19 protein-coding genes and 1 CRISPR repeat array are annotated in these 16,924 nt (G+C 51.2%); of the genes, 9 read left to right on the forward strand and 10 right to left on the reverse strand.

Features of this window, described 5'->3' with window-relative positions:
- The first annotated feature begins 32 nt into the window (after positions 1–32).
- On the forward strand, positions 33–254 hold the full coding sequence (vapB, locus tag ACZ5TN_RS01180; protein WP_464916912.1) for a type II toxin-antitoxin system VapB family antitoxin: 222 nt from the start codon (positions 33–35) through the stop codon (positions 252–254).
- Entirely contained in the window at positions 235–642 is a 408-nt protein-coding gene (locus tag ACZ5TN_RS01185; RefSeq protein ID WP_173254061.1) for a type II toxin-antitoxin system VapC family toxin, read from the forward strand. The genes vapB and ACZ5TN_RS01185 overlap by 20 nt, the downstream gene beginning before the upstream one ends.
- Here the strand turns inward: ACZ5TN_RS01185 and ACZ5TN_RS01190 are convergent.
- The 4 genes from ACZ5TN_RS01190 to ACZ5TN_RS01205 form a co-directional block, all read right to left on the reverse strand.
- Positions 639–1,733, reverse strand: coding sequence for a VIT1/CCC1 transporter family protein (locus ACZ5TN_RS01190; RefSeq protein ID WP_464916913.1), 1,095 nt, complete (start codon positions 1,731–1,733; stop codon positions 639–641). The two genes, ACZ5TN_RS01185 and ACZ5TN_RS01190, sit on opposite strands and share 4 nt — an antisense overlap.
- On the reverse strand, positions 1,717–2,856 hold the full coding sequence (locus ACZ5TN_RS01195; RefSeq protein ID WP_464916914.1) for a tRNA (guanine(10)-N(2))-dimethyltransferase: 1,140 nt from the start codon (positions 2,854–2,856) through the stop codon (positions 1,717–1,719). The genes ACZ5TN_RS01190 and ACZ5TN_RS01195 overlap by 17 nt, the downstream gene beginning before the upstream one ends.
- A gap of 45 nt (positions 2,857–2,901) precedes the next feature.
- On the reverse strand, positions 2,902–3,162 hold the full coding sequence (locus tag ACZ5TN_RS01200; protein ID WP_464917434.1) for a 50S ribosomal protein L35ae: 261 nt from the start codon (positions 3,160–3,162) through the stop codon (positions 2,902–2,904).
- 79 nt (positions 3,163–3,241) lie between these two features.
- Complete coding sequence (locus tag ACZ5TN_RS01205) at positions 3,242–3,895, reverse strand: HAD family hydrolase (protein WP_011249919.1); 654 nt, start codon at positions 3,893–3,895, stop codon at positions 3,242–3,244.
- Positions 3,896–3,985: 90 nt separating this feature from the next.
- On the opposite strand from ACZ5TN_RS01205, the gene pepQ reads away from it, so the two are divergent.
- From pepQ to ACZ5TN_RS01220, 3 genes are all read left to right on the forward strand, one after another.
- Positions 3,986–5,032: a Xaa-Pro dipeptidase PepQ gene (gene pepQ, locus ACZ5TN_RS01210; RefSeq protein ID WP_464917435.1), complete on the forward strand. Its 1,047-nt coding sequence runs from the start codon at positions 3,986–3,988 to the stop codon at positions 5,030–5,032.
- Positions 5,033–5,093: 61 nt separating this feature from the next.
- Positions 5,094–5,240, forward strand: a complete 147-nt coding sequence (locus ACZ5TN_RS01215) for a hypothetical protein (protein WP_464916915.1) — start codon at positions 5,094–5,096, stop codon at positions 5,238–5,240.
- A gap of 4 nt (positions 5,241–5,244) precedes the next feature.
- A complete protein-coding gene (locus ACZ5TN_RS01220; protein ID WP_464916916.1) occupies positions 5,245–6,318 on the forward strand; it encodes an mRNA surveillance protein pelota in 1,074 nt (357 codons plus the stop codon).
- Here the strand turns inward: ACZ5TN_RS01220 and ACZ5TN_RS01225 are convergent.
- Genes ACZ5TN_RS01225 through ACZ5TN_RS01245 form a run of 5 tightly spaced genes read right to left on the reverse strand, consistent with a single transcriptional unit; the run spans position 6,305 to position 9,198 of the window.
- On the reverse strand, positions 6,305–6,679 hold the full coding sequence (locus ACZ5TN_RS01225; RefSeq protein ID WP_011249914.1) for a HEPN domain-containing protein: 375 nt from the start codon (positions 6,677–6,679) through the stop codon (positions 6,305–6,307). The two genes, ACZ5TN_RS01220 and ACZ5TN_RS01225, sit on opposite strands and share 14 nt — an antisense overlap.
- Positions 6,676–6,990, reverse strand: coding sequence for a nucleotidyltransferase domain-containing protein (locus tag ACZ5TN_RS01230; protein WP_011249913.1), 315 nt, complete (start codon positions 6,988–6,990; stop codon positions 6,676–6,678). The genes ACZ5TN_RS01225 and ACZ5TN_RS01230 overlap by 4 nt, the downstream gene beginning before the upstream one ends.
- Before the next feature lie 25 nt (positions 6,991–7,015).
- Positions 7,016–8,011 (reverse strand): AIR synthase family protein, encoded by a 996-nt coding sequence (locus ACZ5TN_RS01235; RefSeq protein ID WP_464916917.1) that lies wholly within the window; start codon positions 8,009–8,011, stop codon positions 7,016–7,018.
- Positions 7,983–8,801, reverse strand: coding sequence for a DUF7411 family protein (locus tag ACZ5TN_RS01240; protein WP_464916918.1), 819 nt, complete (start codon positions 8,799–8,801; stop codon positions 7,983–7,985). Before ACZ5TN_RS01240 ends, ACZ5TN_RS01235 begins: the two co-directional genes overlap by 29 nt.
- 31 nt (positions 8,802–8,832) lie before the next feature.
- Positions 8,833–9,198, reverse strand: coding sequence for a DUF4870 domain-containing protein (locus ACZ5TN_RS01245; RefSeq protein ID WP_464917436.1), 366 nt, complete (start codon positions 9,196–9,198; stop codon positions 8,833–8,835).
- Positions 9,199–9,426: 228 nt separating this feature from the next.
- Between ACZ5TN_RS01245 and ACZ5TN_RS01250 the strand changes: the two genes are divergently transcribed.
- The 4 genes from ACZ5TN_RS01250 to ACZ5TN_RS01265 all read left to right on the forward strand — a co-directional run bounded on the left by ACZ5TN_RS01250 (position 9,427) and on the right by ACZ5TN_RS01265 (position 13,299).
- Entirely contained in the window at positions 9,427–9,660 is a 234-nt protein-coding gene (locus tag ACZ5TN_RS01250) for a FeoA family protein (protein WP_011249909.1), read from the forward strand.
- A gap of 19 nt (positions 9,661–9,679) precedes the next feature.
- Complete coding sequence (gene feoB, locus ACZ5TN_RS01255) at positions 9,680–11,662, forward strand: ferrous iron transport protein B (protein WP_464916919.1); 1,983 nt, start codon at positions 9,680–9,682, stop codon at positions 11,660–11,662.
- A 45-nt stretch (positions 11,663–11,707) separates the two neighbouring features.
- On the forward strand, positions 11,708–11,974 hold the full coding sequence (locus ACZ5TN_RS01260) for a winged helix-turn-helix transcriptional regulator (protein WP_054840598.1): 267 nt from the start codon (positions 11,708–11,710) through the stop codon (positions 11,972–11,974).
- An 83-nt stretch (positions 11,975–12,057) separates the two neighbouring features.
- Positions 12,058–13,299, forward strand: coding sequence for a sugar phosphate nucleotidyltransferase (locus ACZ5TN_RS01265; RefSeq protein WP_464917437.1), 1,242 nt, complete (start codon positions 12,058–12,060; stop codon positions 13,297–13,299).
- 94 nt (positions 13,300–13,393) lie between these two features.
- A CRISPR array of direct repeats spans positions 13,394–15,885; the repeat unit is 30 nt; unit sequence CTTTCAATTCTCCTAGAGTCTTATTGCAAC.
- 458 nt (positions 15,886–16,343) lie between these two features.
- Here ACZ5TN_RS01265 and ACZ5TN_RS01270 read toward each other — a convergent pair.
- On the reverse strand, positions 16,344–16,910 hold the full coding sequence (locus ACZ5TN_RS01270; protein ID WP_464917438.1) for a Maf-like protein: 567 nt from the start codon (positions 16,908–16,910) through the stop codon (positions 16,344–16,346).
- Between the last annotated feature and the right edge of the window lie 14 nt (positions 16,911–16,924).

The following is a 16,924-nucleotide window of genomic DNA, read 5'->3' on the forward strand; positions in this document are numbered from 1 at the left end:
TGCTGTATTACAAAAGTGTAAACGGTGGTCGTATGGCAGTGATAAGCGTGCGCATCCCCGACGAGCTCAAGGCAAAGATGAAGGAGCTTGATATCAACTGGAGCGAGGAGATACGGAAGTTCATTGAAGAGAGGGTCCATAGGGCAGAAAAACAGAAAAAACTTGACGAGATTCACAGGCTCCTTTCTGGTGGAACCCCTGCGGATGAAGGGACTGCAAGAAAGTACGTGAGGGATGACCGTGATAGTAATTGACGCATCGTCTCTCGCCAGGTACATCCTTTTGGAACCTGGATGGGAGAGAATCGAGGAGTTCATAAGAGGAAACGACCTTACATCCCTGGAATACGCGTTGATTGAAGTGTCAAACGCCCTGTGGAAGCACCATGTGCTGTACTCCCGCATAGATCGGGAAGAGTTTGAAAGAAGGAGCCAGGCCTTAGACCTTATGAGAAGCGTTTTATTTCTTGAAAACCCTCTCGAATACCTGCCTCAAGCACGGGAGATAGCGTGTGAGGGAAGAATAACGGTGTACGACGCCCTCTACATAGCCCAGGCATTAAAATACGGAAAGCTCGCTACAAGCGATGAAAAACAGGGAAAAACGGCGGAAAAGCTCGGCGTTGAGGTCACCTATCTCTAAAGGGCCGAGACGTGAAAGACTGCTTCCATCAGCCTTCCGAAGAGGTAGCTCAGGAACGCCGCCCCGAGGCCGGTTGAAACCATCTCCAGGGCCTTCTTTCTGACCGAGATTCCCGATAGTAGTGCCACCATCGTACCAACGACGCCGAGGACGCTGCCTGCGAGCAGAATTGAGAACGGAAGTGCGGTTAAAGAGCTCGACGCCAGGAAGTAGGGCGTTACTGGAAACGCCACTCCGAGCAGATAAGAGAGACCCGTATAGAGGGCCGAGCGGACTTCGTTCTCATCGCTCTCCCCGAGAAGAAGGCTTATCACAGCATCCCCCTTCTGGGCAAGTTCCTCGGCGGTTTTTTCTGCGATTTCCTTCGGCAGGCCCCCTTCCATTAGCCTTTCCATTATCTCTTCCCTGGCCCTCTCTGGGGAGACCCTGAATAGGACTTCCATCTTCTCCCTGAGGGCCTCGTTGACCTGTCTCTGGGAGCGGACGGAGATGAAGGCACCTATTCCCATCGAGAGCGCTCCAGCGACCCCAACGATTAGGCCGCTTATGCCGACGAGTTCAGGCCTGTTGGGATAGACAGCCGAAAGCCCGGTCACGGCACCCAGAATCTCGACGAGGCCGTCGTTCATGCCCAAAACCAGGTCGCGGATGTTCTCGGTGTGGAAGGTCTTCTCCTCTTCCCTGAAGAACTTCTCGTGCTCAAGCTCGTCCAGGATGACACTCTTGAGCCTCTCCCTTTCATCTTCGCTCATTTCTGAGGAGTATTCTGTTAGAAATCTGTAGTACTTCTTTACCGCGTCCCTCTCTCCCATCTCAAGGAGAGAAGTCACAGCCCCAGCACCGAGCACTCTTCTGAGGACGAAAACCGATGTGAAGTGGAAGCGCCCTATCTTCGGTTTTTCTGGTTTTACACCCCTTCTCTTGAGGAACTCGTACCAAAAACTAGCATGCTCAGACTCTATCTGGGCAAGCCTCTGGAACTCCGCTTTGATCCTCTCGTCCTTTTCGGCCTTGGCCAGCCTGGAGTAGAGGACTGAATCCGTGTACTCGTCCCTGTAGAACTTCTCAGCTAGCTCAATCAGTCTGGACATCCTTCATCACCTCAACAACCACTCCGAAAGGAGCGTCCGTTTTCACAGAGGTCGGGGAAAAGTGGGTCTTCGTGGCGCTGTGGCCAAGTTCTCTAAGGCGCTGGATTATGACATCAAGCTTCGGTGGGGTCAGGGAGCAGGCTCTAGCTAGGGTGTGCGTGTCGTAGTGGAAGGGAACGTCGAGCTCTTCCGAGATGAGCTGGAGGAACGGCAGCGTCTTCTTGTGGGCGAGCGGGTGGTCTCTGGCAGATTCAAGAAGCTCCTCGACGAAACTTTCATCCTTCAGCGGGCCGAGCCAGAGGGGGCCGCTTGCTCCGGGTTTGTCCGGTAAAAAGCCCCTTCTGTACTCAAACCTTCCACTTTTGTTGGCCCAAAGGAAGCCAAGCTGGGAGAGGCTTTTGTCGGCTTTCTTCGCCCCGCTCTTAAGTTTTAGGAAGGCCCTGAAGTAGTGGTCGCGGTGATAACCTAACAGGACTTCGACCCCCAAGTCGTACTTCGCCGCGTACCTGACGACTGTCCCGATGAGTATTCTAAGCCCGGCTTCGTGGCAGAGCGGGCCGCGGATAGGTTCTGCAAGGTACTTCCTGAGGCAGGCGTTCCTGTAGGCGCCGCAGAGCACTCCCGTGTCTGTAGCAGTTACCGCAAGAACGCCGTTCCGCCTTACGCTCCTGAGGGCGGTGTCAAGGAACTCGACGGGAGAGCCGAAGGGATCTAGGTCGAGGAAGTCAAAGTACCTGAAGTTCTCGGCCATCAGCCTGTTGGCGTCGCCCTTGTTTATAACGACGAGCTTTTCCCCCCAGAGATACGAGCGGTCGCCCTCTTCGTAGAGCTCCCCATCGATGTTGAGGCTCGCGTTCTTCTTCATAAGCCCGTAAGCTTCCTCGCTGATGTCGTTGAGCCACACCTCTTCCGCTGAAGTCTCGAGGGCGTAGCGTATGCCCCTGATCCCCGTTGCGGAGAGTGCATCCAAAACCCTCTTCGGCCCGAGAACTTTAACCGCGAGAACGCTGATGTCCCTGTTGAGGGACATTACGGGATTGTAGAAGACAGGCGCATCGTATATCCTCTCGGCCTTCGGTACGAGGATCCTCGCGAGACCTTCCTTTACCTCTACAAGCTCCATTCTCTCACCGGATAAAGAAAAGGTAGAGGCCTTAAAGGGGTTGCGTCAGAGGATTTCAACGTAGTCTCCGAGGGCCTGACCTGGAAGGCCGGGCTTGAAGACCGCCTTAACCTCGCCGCGGGTGCCGTGAGTTCTGACTATCTTTCCGATGAGCTTCCTTCCGGTTGGAGTTCTCCAGACGACCTTCCTGCCGATGAGCCTCGCCGCGCTGCCCCTGTCGTTGACGTCGAGCGGCTTGAGAATCACCCTGTTTGGATCCCTGTGCTCGTGGGACCCGACGTAGGACAGAACAACGGCCTTCCTCACGACCACCACCCCCTCAGCCTCTGGCCAGGGTGTGGTGCCGTTCATAGGTTGAGCGGGCAGTTTTTAAAAATTTCGAGTCTCACAGAAACTCCGAGAGGCCATCGTCTATCTCCAAGACCTCGATGAGGGACTTTATTTTCAGAAAGTTCTGCCTCTCGAAGAGCAGGGCAACGTCGCTCTTGTGTGGTGAGGCCTTCTGCACTAACAGGGTGTTTTCATCGAGGATGTACGTAAACCTGCTGGGGCTGTCGTCCACCCAGACAAACGGCTCGTCTGGATAGAGCTCTCTGAGAGTCTCGAATTTCGTCAGCATGTCTTTCGTGCTCTTGAAGGTTATCACCTCGTCGAACTCATCGTACCACTTCGTCCTCTTGAGGAATATCACCTTACCTCCTGGGTAGGTGTGCTCGCCGGAGAAGCTGATAACCGTTCTCCCGCGCTTTCTTAGAGTTCTGATGACCCTCCTCGCGTGGGGAAAATCCTTGATGTACTTGGGCATCTGACGATAGTACTCGTGTATCGTGCCCTGGGCTACAAGCTCGTGGATGACGCCGAGGTGCTGGTATGTCAGCTTGCCCTTTATGAAAAGGAAGAGGGCCTTGTAGTACTCATCGTAGAGGTCGCTCTCTATGACCGCTGGTATCGTCTTCTCAATGGCTATTCGAAGGGCCTTTTCGACTGCACCGGTGCTGTCCACGAGGGTTCCGTCGAAGTCAAAGAGGTAAACCGTCACTCCCGACACCTGACCAGTAATAAGCGCCGGAGTTTATATCCCTTCCGAAACCGTTTTATCCTTCGATGAAGACTAACCCCGGTGGTTGAGATGAGGATCGAAAGGCTGAAGGAGTTCATAGCGGAGAAGGAGCTGGACGGCGTTCTGATAACCCACAAGCCAAACCTGTTCTACTTCACCGGTTCCGCCCCGGTTCTCGGCGGCTACCTCGTGGTTACCGCCGATGAAGAGCTCTTCCTCGTTCCACAGCTCGAGTATGAAGAGGCTAGGGAGAGCTCAAGAGTTCCGGTTGAGTACTTCAAGAGGGGAGCGGAGCTTTACGAGAGACTGAAGGCCTTCAACCTCAAGAAACTGGGCATCGAGGGGAGGACGAGCTACTCCAGTGTCCAGAGCCTTAAGGAAAAGGCTGGCGTTGAGGAGTTTGCCGTCGTTGACGACGTCATCAAGGAGCTCAGAATGGTTAAGACTCCAGAGGAGATTGAGGTCATAAAGCGGGCCTGTCAGATAGCGGACAAGGCCATGCTCGTCGCCATAGAAGAGGTGCGTGAGGGAGTGAGAGAGAGGGAAGTCGCGGCCAAGATGGAGTACGTTATGAAGATGGAGGGGGCTGAAAAGACAGCATTCGACACGATAATAGCAAGCGGGTGGCGCTCGGCGCTTCCGCACGGAGTAGCGAGCGACAAGAGGATTGAGAGGGGAGAGCTCGTCGTCATTGACGAGGGAGCGCTCTTCAACCACTACCATTCCGACATGACGAGAACCGTTGTAGTCGGCTCGCCGAACGAGAAGCAGAGGGAAATCTACGAGATAGTCCTCGAGGCACAGAAGAAGGGCGTCGAAGAGGCGAGGCCCGGGATAACAGCTAAAGAGCTCGACACTATTGTTAGGGACGTGATAGAGGAGTACGGCTACGGCGACAAATTCATTCACTCGACAGGCCACGGCGTCGGCCTTGAGATTCACGAGTGGCCTGGAGTAAGCCAGTACGACGAGACCGTTCTTAAGCCCGGAATGGTGATAACAGTCGAGCCCGGCATCTACCTCCCGAAGTTCGGCGGCGTCAGGATAGAAGACACCATCGTCATCACGGAAAACGGCGCCGAGAGGCTCACGAAGACGGAGAGGGAGCTTATTTGATTTCTTCTTTTCTCTGCTAAAACCTTTTATGTGGGAGGAGTATCCTCTCTGGGAGTGAGAAATGAAGAGGGAACACAATAATGAACTAAAGAAGATGAACTTTTCAGGGTATTTCACGGTGAGCGAAGAGGAGCTTAAAGAGCTCTATCAACTTCTAGATGATGCCAAAAAGAATGGAATAAGACTGGAAGATGTTCTTCGGGGGTGATAAAATGCAGATACTCGAGGAGAAGCCCAAGGAAGGCAAGGTGAAAGTGAAGGCCGAGACCCTTGACGACCTCTGGCACCTTTACCACATAATAGATCCCGGCGACATCGTCTACGCCAAAACCCTCAGGAAGCAGGCCCAGAGAGCCGATTCCTTAAGGGCGGAGAAGGTCGAGGTCATACCGGTTTTCCTCGGAGTCCAGGCGGAAAAGATAAACTTCCACAAGTTTGCCAACCAGGTACGCGTTACCGGGCCAATAGTCTACGCCAGCAGGGAAGACGTCCCGCTCGGCAAGTACCACACGATAGCGATAGAGCAGGGAACCGTCGTGACCATCCAGAAGCCGCGGTGGAAGGAGCACCACATTGAGAGGCTTAAGGAGGCTGTTGCGGCTTCCAAGAGGGCCCGCGTGATGATAGTGGTTATTGACGATGGCGAGGCGGATATGGCCCTTGTCAGGGAGTACGGGGTTGAGATACTAAACAGCATACGTCACAACCTTGGCGGGAAGAGATACAACACCGACAGGGAGAGCGAGGAGATGAAGTTCTTCCATGATGTAGCCAAGACTATGGAAGAGGTAATGAGGCGCGAGAACGTCGAGAAGGCAATAGTTGCTGGCCCTGGCTTCGTCAAGGAGGACTTCTACAAGTTCCTGAAGGAGAAGTATCCGGAGCTGGCCAAGAAAGTCGTAATCGAGGACACCAGCGTCACTGGAAGGACGGGCATCTACGAGGTCATAAAGCGCGGGGTTGTTGACAGGGTCTATCAGGAAAACCGCGTCGCCAAGGAAGTTCAGCTGGTTGAGAAAGTCCTTGAGAACATCGCCAGGAACAACGGGCTGGTTGCCTACGGCCTTAAGGAGGTCGAGGAGGCAGTGAACTACGGCGCGGTTGAGACCCTGTTAGTCCTTGACGAGCTCCTCAAGGGGGAACTCAGGGAGAAGGTCGAGGAGCTGATGGACGCGGTGAGGTACTCCCGCGGAGAGGTCGTTGTAGTCAGCTCGGAGCACGAAGGTGGAGAGAAGCTGAAGGCCCTCGGCGGACTTGCGGCGCTACTGAGGTTCAGGGTGAAGTAATCTTTGATTTTACGAAGCTGAGGGCAATCTCGGCTAGTTCTATTGCCCTTTCGGCTTCTTCTCTATCTGGCTCGTGTAGTGTGGGATACCTCGCTTCCACCGCATAAGCTGTTAAAAGATCAACGTCTAGTTCGAATAGTTCCATAAACTCCCCGTCAATTTGGGAACACAGTATTATTAACTCTCCAATGTCATGTGTTTTCTTAATGGGCTTACTACTCCACACTAGAAACGCTTTCAGCGCTTTTTCGGCACATTGTTGGGCGTGGAAGGCGGCATAATCATAGATGCCTTCGGATAAGCTGAGGCGAGAGAGGATCAGATCCTTTTCAGCCTTCTTCAGCCACTCCTTGTAGCTCAAACCTTGATTCCCTCCTTGAGGGCGTAATAATAGACGTAAGCCTTATTATCCTTTACTTTCTCAAGCTCATCCTTGGATATTATGAGAATGTCAGCCTTTATGCCATTAAACAGCAGTTTCCTATGAACCAACTTATACAGCTCAAGTTCAACGTGTCTTGGAATCCTTTCCTTAGTTACTACCAGCACATCCCAGTCGGAGTCTTTCCTGAAATCCCCTCTGGCCCTTGATCCGAAGAGGATTATTTCTTTGACTTCGACTCCAAGCTCCTCTGCAGTTTCTACGATGGCTTTCCTTATGATGTCTCGCATATTGGAACTTTTGATGCGATCATTTTTAGCCCTTTCCATACAGCCCCACGTATGGATCCTCTGTGAACTCCGGGAAAGGTCTCTCTTTGCCCTCTTCAACCAGAACCCTGTCCATCTCTTCCGTGAACTCCCCCAGCTCGAATGCCAGAATTCCATTTTTAAATAATTCTGTAATTAGGGAATTAACGTTTTCTGGAGGTGTTATCGCTATCAACGTCCCGGTTGAGGAGACGCTCCATGGTTCGAGGTCGTAGAAGTCGAGCACCTTCCTCACCAGCGGGTCAATGGGGAGTCTCTCGGAATACACCCTAAAGCCAACTCCCGAGTTGTCCGCTATCTCGTGGAGGGCCGTTAGGCCGCCTTCTGTGGCGTCGTGCATGCCCCTCACGAAGGGTTTAGCTATAAGGGCGTCGGGAACAGCCGTTTCAAAGTAGAATGAGCGCTTGAGCCTCATGAGTTCTTTTTTTGTCAGAACTTTTGAGAGTTCATCGGCCCTGAAATAGGCTGCTGAAACAGCGAATTCGAGACCGACCTTAGCTGTTACGACTATTCTATCTCCAGGCTTGGCGAGGGGGAGCTTCAGTTCGCCCTTCCTGACTATGCCCATGGCAGTTGTTGTCGCCGTTGGCTCTGAGATGCTCGGATAAACACCAGTGTGGCCACCAACTATCGCTGATCCGTACTTGTGGCATTCGGCGTTAAGGTCTTTCATCGTTGCTTCCACAAATTCCCGCGAAGTTCCTTCGGGAAAGAGGAGGTCAACGATGAGCCACCTCGGCCTTGCCCCGAAAACCGCCACATCACTTGAAGCAAAGTGGTAAGTAAAGAAGCCGAAGGTCTCCTCCGGAACGCCGAGCGTTGGGTCGGTGGCGATCACGAGATAGTGGTCATCGTCGTATTCAAGAACAGCAGAGTCAAAGCCCTCCCTAGGCCCGTAGACTACCTTACTATCCTCCACTCCGAGGTTGGGAAAGACGACCTCGCGAAGGATGTCATTTCTCAGCTTTCCCTGCGGGAGCATTGGCTTTCCCTCCAAAGCGTCTGATTATCGACTTAACCTCTTCCAGCGTCTCCTCGTCGCAGTCCCAGCACATTATCTCAAAGCTCGGGACGCGGACGCTAACCCTTACCCTCCTTCTCCTCGCTACCTTGCTCACCTCGTAGTTCACCCTGTAGGCCAAGTCCATGAGTTGGGGGGTTACTATTTCCTCCTTGTCTATGTACTGGAGAGGGCAGCCCTCCCTCCACTGCCTCCTCCTCGCGTGCTCGTACATGCGGTAGGGTCTTATTCCTGCCTCTTCGGCGAGCTCTTCAACGATCTCGGCGGGGTACTTTATCAGGGGGCGGAAGAAGGGGATACCCATCCTCGGAATCTCGCAGAGCCGTATGTCCCCTTCGCACTGGTCGAGGAGCGCACCGATTATCTTGTCGTTCGCGTTGTCCCCTTTGGCTAAAACGTCGAAGCCGCTGTTGAGGGCGAACCACTTGGCGTTCCAGAGCATCACCTTCTTACAGTTGATGCAGACTGGCCCTTTCCTGCCAACGGCCTCGCGGAGAAGTCCCTCTGTTATGTCCACAAGATAGTGCTCGACGCCGAGATTTTTGGTGAACCTCATCGCCCAGTTGAGGGTTTCTCTCCAGCTCCAGCGGTGGAAGAAGGTCAAGGCCGAGACGTCGAGGCCCGCTTCTTTTAGAATGTAAAGAGCGAGAGAACTGTCCTTTCCCCCAGAGAACAGCATAAGAATCCGTTTTTCGAAAAGGCCTTTTTTCTCGGCGAACTTTCTTGTTTCCTCGATGACTTCCGCGAGCATAAAGAAAGTTTGAAAAGGGCATTAAAAACCTTCAGACGTTCACCTTGCCGAGCCACTGCTCAGCGAGGTCTCCCGCAATTGGGAACTTGTAGCGCTCTCCCTGGTAGGCCTTGACCATACCAACAATCCAAACAACAAGGCCTATTAAACCTAGGAGATCTGCGATAATCCAGCCCAGGAGAGGTATGTACGAGAAGATCTTTATGGCAATCCACAGCGGGAGAAAGATTATCGTTGACTGCATAGCGTGGAAACGGACGAAATCGCTTTCCTTCTCAAGGAGCAGGAGTATTATTCCCGTAACAAAACCAAGCAGGTATGCGAGCAGTCCCTCGATGTTCTCATCGAGGCCGAGGGAAGTCCTCTTTTGCGGTGCTCCCGTTGGGGCTTCTTCCATAACCAACACCTCCTTTCCGCCCTATGCGGATTATTACGGATTAGCTACGACCCCAAACTACATAAAACTTTGTATTTCATATTTTTCATAAGTATGTCCTTTACATGGAATAGTGCACTTTTTGAACCCCCTTCCGCTTCTCTTCGAACCGCTGAGTTTTGTTAGGCTCACCAAAGGCTTTTAAGGACATCGAGAGACTTGAAGTTGGATTAGGAAAACCTAACGGTGATGCTCATGATCGTTCCATTGAATTCTCTAAAGCCTGGGGAGAGGGGGATTGTCGTTAACCTCCAGGGGGGTCCAGGATTCAGAAACAGACTGCTAGGAATGGGGATAACCCCCGGTGCGGTCGTTCAGGTCATCGAAGTCTACAACCCTGGCCCGCTAATCATAAGCGTTAGCGGCACTCGATTTGCTATTGGGAGAGGAATGGCCTCACGAATCATTGTGAGGAAGCTTTAGAATCCTTCGGGTGGTTAAAATGGCAATGAAGGTCGTTGCTCTCGCCGGAAACCCCAACGTTGGCAAAACAACGGTTTTTAACAGCCTAACGGGGATGAGGCAGCACGTTGGCAACTGGCCCGGCGTTACGGTCGAGAAGAAGGAGGGCGTTTTCGAGTACAAGGGTGAGAAGTTTCTCGTGGTTGACCTGCCAGGAACGTATTCCCTGACTGCCCACTCAATCGACGAGCTGGTTGCGAGGAACTTCCTCCTCAACGGGAACCCCGACGTTGTTGTGAACGTTGTTGATGCGACCTCTCTCCTGAGGAATCTCCTTCTAACCATGGAAATCTTTGAGATGGGCCTGAAGAACGTGGTAATAGCGCTAAACAAGATCGACCTGGCGGAGAAAAAAGGGGTAAGGATAGACCCCTTAAAGATGTCAAAAGCTCTCGGAGTTCCTGTCGTAGCGATGAGTGCCAAGGAAGGCATAGGCGTCGAGGAACTGAAGGAGAAAATATACGAGATGGCCAACGGGATGGTAAAAACTAACCCTGTTGTTCCAAGATACGATCCAGAAGTGGAGAGGGAGATAGAGCACATAATCGGTTGTCTGAAGGGAACGGAACTTGAAAAGCGCTATCCTCTTCGCTGGCTGGCAATAAAGCTCCTCCAGCGTGATGATGAAGTTATGAAGCTCGTCCTCAGGCACATCGGCGAGGAGAAGCTGAAGGAGATAATGACCCACATAGGTGAAGCTGAGGCGCGCTACGGCAGGGCGATGGATCTCATAATAGCCAGCCAGAAGTACGAGTTCATAGACAGGCTCACCCACGAGTTCATGAGCTACGCGGGCAGGGAAGGAGAGAGCCTGACGGACCAGCTCGACAGGATTTTGATACACCCAGTTTACGGCTTCATAGCACTTGCCATAGTTTTCTACGGGGTCTTTAAGTTCGTCTTTGCCCTTGGTTTGCCCCTCCAGGAGTGGCTTGACGGCCTCTTTGCCTCGTTTGGCGAGTGGCTTGCACCCCACATCGCGAACGAGACCCTCAGGGGCCTGGTAGTTGACGGCGTAATCGGCGGCGTTGGGTCGGTACTCAGCTTCTTCCCGCTGGTCTTTCTCCTGTTCTTCGCCCTGTCTGTACTGGAAGACGTTGGATACATGGCCAGGGTAGCGGTTCTGATGGAGAGCATCATGAGGAAGTTCGGCCTCCCTGGAAAGGCCGTTATTCCTCTCATCCTCGGCCTCGGCTGCAACGTTCCTGCGGTGATGGCGACCAGAACCCTTGAGGATGAAAGGGACAGGCTGGTTGCAATGTTCGTGAACCCGTTCATCCCTTGTTCGGCCCGTCTTAGCGTCATAAGCTTCCTAGCCGGGACTTTCTTTAGCTCCAACCATGCCCTAGTTGCCCTGAGCGTCTATCTGATAGCTATACTCGTTGCCCTGCTCTCGGCGTGGCTCGTAGGCCGCTTCGTCGTTAAAGGCGAGGAAAGCCCCTTCGTCATCGAGCTTCCAGAGTACCTCATCCCAAGCTGGAGGTTAGTTGTTATCCACTCCTGGGAGAGGAGCAAGGAGTTCGTGAAGAAAGCAGGAACAGTGATACTCCTAGGTTCGATCTTCATCTGGTACCTCAGCAACTACCCGGTTCCGATAGGAAGCGGGAAGAGCTACGCTGAAACGCTTGGCTACCTCTTCGAGCCATACATGAGGCTGATGGGCCTTGACTGGAAAGCAGCTGTGAGCCTGCTCTTCGGCATCATAGCCAAAGAAAACGTCATATCTACCTACGGTGTCATATATGGAACTACGGAGGCTATAAAGAACGCCATGACTCCGCTTCAGGCTTATGTACTTGCGGTCGTCACGACGCTCTATATACCGTGCATAGCCACTATAGGTGCCATAAGGGCCGAGAGCAACTGGAAGTGGGCGCTGTTCACAACAGCCTACATGATAGCGGTTGCTTCCATCGTGGGCATTCTGATATGGCACGTGGGCATTGCCCTGGGCCTCTCCTGACCTTTATTTTCAGTTTTTGGAGTTGTAGTTTAGTGAGGTGATCACATGGGAAAGCTTGAGGATGTTCTGGAGCTGATAAAAGCTGGCGTCACCAACGAGCGCGAAATCGCCGAAAAGCTTGGACTCTCATCTAAAGAGGTTGAGGACATAATAAAAATTCTTGAAAGCCTCGGGTACGTTGAAAAAGTGGAGTTCGGTTCAAAGGCCTGCGAGACCTGTCCTTTGAAGAAGGTCTGCTACGGTTCGTGTTTGAGACCCACTGGAGCAAAGGCGTTCAAACTGACTGAGAAGGCCTTCTCTCTGGAGAGGTAGGAGGCTATTGTTCACTGGGAGGGATATATTTTACGGCCGTAAAATATATAAGCTCCCTCCATAAGTTTATACTGGTGATGCTCATGAAGGCGGTTATTCTTGCGGGTGGTTTTGGAACCCGCCTCAGGCCAATTTCCTCAACGAGACCGAAGCCGATGGTTCCAGTCCTTGGAAAGCCGAACCTCCAGTACCTCCTCGAGAACATTGAGAAGATACCCGAGATCGACGAGGTCATCCTCTCAGTCCACTACATGCGCGGCGAGATTAGGGAGTTCATAGACGAGAAGATGGCCGACTATCCAAAGGACATTCGCTTCGTTAACGACCCGATGCCCCTTGAGACCGGTGGCGCGCTCAAGAACGTTGAAGAGTACGTGAGCGACGACTTCCTGGTCATCTACGGTGACGTGTTCACCAACTTCAACTTCAGGGAGCTGATAGAGGCCCACAAGAACAACGACGGGCTGATAACGGTCGCGGTGACCAAGGTCTACGACCCGGAGCGCTTCGGTGTCGTTGAAACCGACGAGAACGGCAAGGTCACACACTTCGAGGAGAAGCCCCACAGGCCGAAGACGAACCTCGTGGATGCCGGAATCTACGTCGTGAACAAGAAAGTCCTCGAGGAGATTCCGAAGGGCAAGGAGGTCTACTTCGAGAGGGAAGTCCTGCCGAAGTTCGTGGCCAGGGGCGAAGTTTACGCCTACAGGATGCCCAGAGATGCCTACTGGGTCGATCTCGGAACACCCGACGACCTCTTCTACGCCCACCAGATAGCCATGGACGAGATAGCGAAGGACAACGGCTACATTACCATCAAGGAGGGCGCTGAAGTTCCGGACGACGTTGAGATTCAGGGACCGGTCTACATCGATGAGGGAGCGAAGATCGGCCACGGCGTCAAGATAAAGGCCTACACCTACATCGGCCCAAACACAATCGTGGAGGACAAGGCATACCTTAAGCGCTCGATACTCATTGGCAGCGACATCATCAAGGAGCGCGCCGAGCTGAAGGACACCATCCTCGGCGAGGGTGTTGTCGTTGGTAAGAACGTAATCATCAAAGAGAACGCCGTCGTTGGCGACTACGCAAGGATAGCAGATGACCTCGTAATCTACGGCGCTAAGGTACTTCCCTGGAAGAAGGTCGAGGAGTACGAGGCCTACATAAAGGTCAAGCTCGATCCGACGAAGGTCAGGCCGGGTCAGTATCCTGACCACTGCCCGCTCGGCCTGCCGGAGTGTATCTACAAGAAGTTCAAGGCCATCGCCGGCGAGAAGCCGCCGTGCGACGAGTGTATCGAGAACCAGTGGCTGTTCTGAGGCCTTCCTCTTCTTCTGTTTTGGGATTTTTTGATTCTCTTGGAGTCCTATTTCAACGACTTCCAGACTGGCTGGATGAACCCTAGAGGGAGTTCTTTCAATTCTCCTAGAGTCTTATTGCAACTTGTGTAATATTCGTGATTTTGTCGTTTTCTCAGCCGAGAAGTTTCAATTCTCTTAGAGTCTTATTGCAACACGACAATTGAGGGTGCTGTTTTCAACGTTACAGTATCGTTTCAATTCTCTTAGAGTCTTATTGCAACACGCGCGGGTAATAATCTCGCCTACTTCGGGCGTATCGTTTCAATTCTCCTAGAGTCTTATTGCAACCATAGCCGATTACCTTGATAAGTTCATTTGGAGCCTTTCCTCCCCTTTCAATTCTCCTAGAGTCTTATTGCAACTTCAATGAGCACACTGAGACCCTCGCCTTCCTTCACTTTCAATTCTCCTAGAGTCTTATTGCAACTGAAACCTGAAGACCTAACCACACTATACCACCAACTTCTTTCAATTCTCCTAGAGTCTTATTGCAACGTGCCGTCCCATTTGAGCCAGAAGGCCACTGCACCCTTCTTTCAATTCTCCTAGAGTCTTATTGCAACCGAGCCGGGGAAGTGACCGTTGCTCAGCACGACAGCGACTTTCAATTCTCCTAGAGTCTTATTGCAACCGCGACAAGCATCGCCTCGTGGAGCTTCCTCGGCAGGCTTTCAATTCTCCTAGAGTCTTATTGCAACGGGCAAAGTGGAGTGGTATATTTACAAGGTTGGCTTTCAATTCTCCTAGAGTCTTATTGCAACCTGAGCACAGCCCTTACGTCGTCCTGGTCAAACTCAACCTTTCAATTCTCCTAGAGTCTTATTGCAACAGTGCCCACGATGCCCGCCAGCATTCCCGTGATGATGTACTTTCAATTCTCCTAGAGTCTTATTGCAACCGCCTGGTCGGGCCGCACGCGACTTATAAGTTTAAGCTTTCAATTCTCCTAGAGTCTTATTGCAACCCTCCAGCTCCAAACCACCACAATCAAGAGAGGGTTACGCTTTCAATTCTCCTAGAGTCTTATTGCAACGTGGCTCCATGACGAGTACGAGAAGCTTCAAGCCGAGTTTACTTTCAATTCTCCTAGAGTCTTATTGCAACTTGTACCTTAAGCTTAAGAGATATCAGGAAGACAAAACCTTTCAATTCTCCTAGAGTCTTATTGCAACACGGGTATTTCCGTTTCCTCTTTGGGGCCTGTTGTTCTTTGTATTTCAATTCTCCTAGAGTCTTATTGCAACAAACCTCCTCGACGACTTCAACCTTGAGGACAAGTTCGATTTCAATTCTCCTAGAGTCTTATTGCAACCATTGACCAATCCCGAAAGCTAAAAGATGCTGGCGCGTTCGATATTTCAATTCTCCTAGAGTCTTATTGCAACCCCATTATACACCAGACTCTATCATAACCTCGACGTATTTCAATTCTCCTAGAGTCTTATTGCAACCAGCACGCTCGGACTCTTTGATACTGATTTCCCATATTATATTTCAATTCTCCTAGAGTCTTATTGCAACTGTGGGCGGTGCGGCCGCCCTGTACGTCGGTTACCTCATAGCATTTCAATTCTCCTAGAGTCTTATTGCAACATGGACGCCGTGCTCATCTGGCTGACCTCGACCTCCTAATTTCAATTCTCCTAGAGTCTTATTGCAACAGGGGTTAAGCGTTCTGAGTTGACTAACGAGATTAGAATTTCAATTCTCCTAGAGTCTTATTGCAACTTAGTTATGCCCCTATTATCGCGGAAATGATGTTTCCAATTTCAATTCTCCTAGAGTCTTATTGCAACTTCTACCTCACTGAATATCTCGCCCTTAGCTCCTTCAAATTTCAATTCTCCTAGAGTCTTATTGCAACTCTTTCTCGTGAGGATGCTCTTGAGTTCTATGAGTCTTATTTCAATTCTCCTAGAGTCTTATTGCAACTGTGGGCGGTGCGGCCGCCCTGTACGTCGGTTACCTCATAGCATTTCAATTCTCCTAGAGTCTTATTGCAACATGGACGCCGTGCTCATCTGGCTGACCTCGACCTCCTAATTTCAATTCTCCTAGAGTCTTATTGCAACAGGGGTTAAGCGTTCTGAGTTGACTAACGAGATTAGAATTTCAATTCTCCTAGAGTCTTATTGCAACTTAGTTATGCCCCTATTATCGCGGAAATGATGTTTCCAATTTCAATTCTCCTAGAGTCTTATTGCAACTTCTACCTCACTGAATATCTCGCCCTTAGCTCCTTCAAATTTCAATTCTCCTAGAGTCTTATTGCAACTCTTTCTCGTGAGGATGCTCTTGAGTTCTATGAGTCTTATTTCAATTCTCCTAGAGTCTTATTGCAACCTCGGCATCGCAGAGAACGTTGGTAACGATGAAGATGTTATTTCAATTCTCCTAGAGTCTTATTGCAACAAGGAGGGAGGAGGAATGAGCAAGTGGGTGAATATTATTTCAATTCTCCTAGAGTCTTATTGCAACAATCTTCTTTCTCATGATACCAGGACTGATCTTAGTATTTCAATTCTCCTAGAGTCTTATTGCAACAGGGCGGTTTTTTCTCTCTTTTGCCCTATAGACTACTAAGAACGCTCCAATCTTATAAGCTTTTCCGCAAAGGGTGCTCTAAAAAGCCCTTAAACGCCTCTGATTCACGGATTGTGAGCGGATTTTTCAACCAGAAACGGCTTCTCACTCTTCCGCTAAGAGCATGCACAACAATGTTCAGAGAACTTCCCGGGCATTTTTAGAGCTTTAAGAAGAAATTGACCAGTTTTAAGGAAGTTTTTGCCAAAAATATTGCATCTGCATTGGGAGGAAGTACGAAAAAAGCCCTAAAATGACCTTATTCAGAATTCCGAAAAAATTTCGTCACAAAAACCTAGATGATTTATAACCTTTTGTTCGATAATAACCAAACGTTACTAAAGATTTCAAAAGGTTCATTGCGAGTTTGATCCCAAAGCAAAATAAGAAAAATGGAGCTCCACAAAATCAAAGCCCTTTTAGCGTGATAGAACGTCAAAACCCAGCTCTCTGAGCTTCCAGATTATCTCGATGGGAAAGCCCACGACGTTGTAGTAGTCCCCCCGTATCCACTCCACGAATAGTCCGCCCTTTCCCTGGATTCCATAGGCCCCTGCCTTGTCCATCGGCTCCCCCGTCCTGATATAGGCCCAGATAAGGTCATCGTCCAGCTCCCTGAACTTCACTTCCGTAACTACCGCACCGCAGTGCTCCTCTCCGCGGTGGATGATGCAGTAGCCCGTAGTTACCAGGTGCATCCTCCCGCTCAGGGTCCTGAGCATCCTGAAGGCCTCTTCCTCGTTTCCAGGCTTTCCGAGTATTTTCCCGCCTATGCTGACGACGGTGTCTGCCCCTATCACAGTCGCCTTCTTGCCAAGCCTCTCGTAAACTTCCCTCGCCTTTCTACGAGCGAGCTCAAGGGCGTGCTCTCTCGGATCTGCTATTGAGCACTCCTCGGTGGCACTGCTTGGGATTATCTGGAACTCCCTTATGAACCTCGAAAGTATCTCTCTCCTCCTCAGTGAGGCCGACGCAAGCACTAGCATTTTCACCACCGGGA

This window comes from Thermococcus sp. JCM 11816, assembly GCF_055396515.1.

Bases quoted from the DNA above. Each gene is read 5' to 3' on its own strand.
- vapB (WP_464916912.1), top strand. From the start codon at position 33: ATGGCAGTGATAAGCGTGCGCATCCCCGACGAGCTCAAGGCAAAGATG.
- ACZ5TN_RS01220 (WP_464916916.1), top strand. From the start codon at position 5,245: ATGCAGATACTCGAGGAGAAGCCCAAGGAAGGCAAGGTGAAAGTGAAG.
- ACZ5TN_RS01240 (WP_464916918.1), bottom strand. From the start codon at position 8,801: ATGCTCGCGGAAGTCATCGAGGAAACAAGAAAGTTCGCCGAGAAAAAA.
- feoB (WP_464916919.1), top strand. From the start codon at position 9,680: ATGGCAATGAAGGTCGTTGCTCTCGCCGGAAACCCCAACGTTGGCAAA.
- ACZ5TN_RS01235 (WP_464916917.1), bottom strand. From the start codon at position 8,011: ATGCTCCCGCAGGGAAAGCTGAGAAATGACATCCTTCGCGAGGTCGTC.
- ACZ5TN_RS01250 (WP_011249909.1), top strand. From the start codon at position 9,427: ATGCTCATGATCGTTCCATTGAATTCTCTAAAGCCTGGGGAGAGGGGG.
- ACZ5TN_RS01190 (WP_464916913.1), bottom strand. From the start codon at position 1,733: ATGTCCAGACTGATTGAGCTAGCTGAGAAGTTCTACAGGGACGAGTAC.
- ACZ5TN_RS01185 (WP_173254061.1), top strand. From the start codon at position 235: ATGACCGTGATAGTAATTGACGCATCGTCTCTCGCCAGGTACATCCTT.
- ACZ5TN_RS01245 (WP_464917436.1), bottom strand. From the start codon at position 9,198: ATGGAAGAAGCCCCAACGGGAGCACCGCAAAAGAGGACTTCCCTCGGC.
- ACZ5TN_RS01265 (WP_464917437.1), top strand. From the start codon at position 12,058: ATGAAGGCGGTTATTCTTGCGGGTGGTTTTGGAACCCGCCTCAGGCCA.
- ACZ5TN_RS01230 (WP_011249913.1), bottom strand. From the start codon at position 6,990: ATGCGAGACATCATAAGGAAAGCCATCGTAGAAACTGCAGAGGAGCTT.
- ACZ5TN_RS01270 (WP_464917438.1), bottom strand. From the start codon at position 16,910: ATGCTAGTGCTTGCGTCGGCCTCACTGAGGAGGAGAGAGATACTTTCG.
- ACZ5TN_RS01215 (WP_464916915.1), top strand. From the start codon at position 5,094: ATGAAGAGGGAACACAATAATGAACTAAAGAAGATGAACTTTTCAGGG.
- ACZ5TN_RS01260 (WP_054840598.1), top strand. From the start codon at position 11,708: ATGGGAAAGCTTGAGGATGTTCTGGAGCTGATAAAAGCTGGCGTCACC.
- pepQ (WP_464917435.1), top strand. From the start codon at position 3,986: ATGAGGATCGAAAGGCTGAAGGAGTTCATAGCGGAGAAGGAGCTGGAC.
- ACZ5TN_RS01195 (WP_464916914.1), bottom strand. From the start codon at position 2,856: ATGGAGCTTGTAGAGGTAAAGGAAGGTCTCGCGAGGATCCTCGTACCG.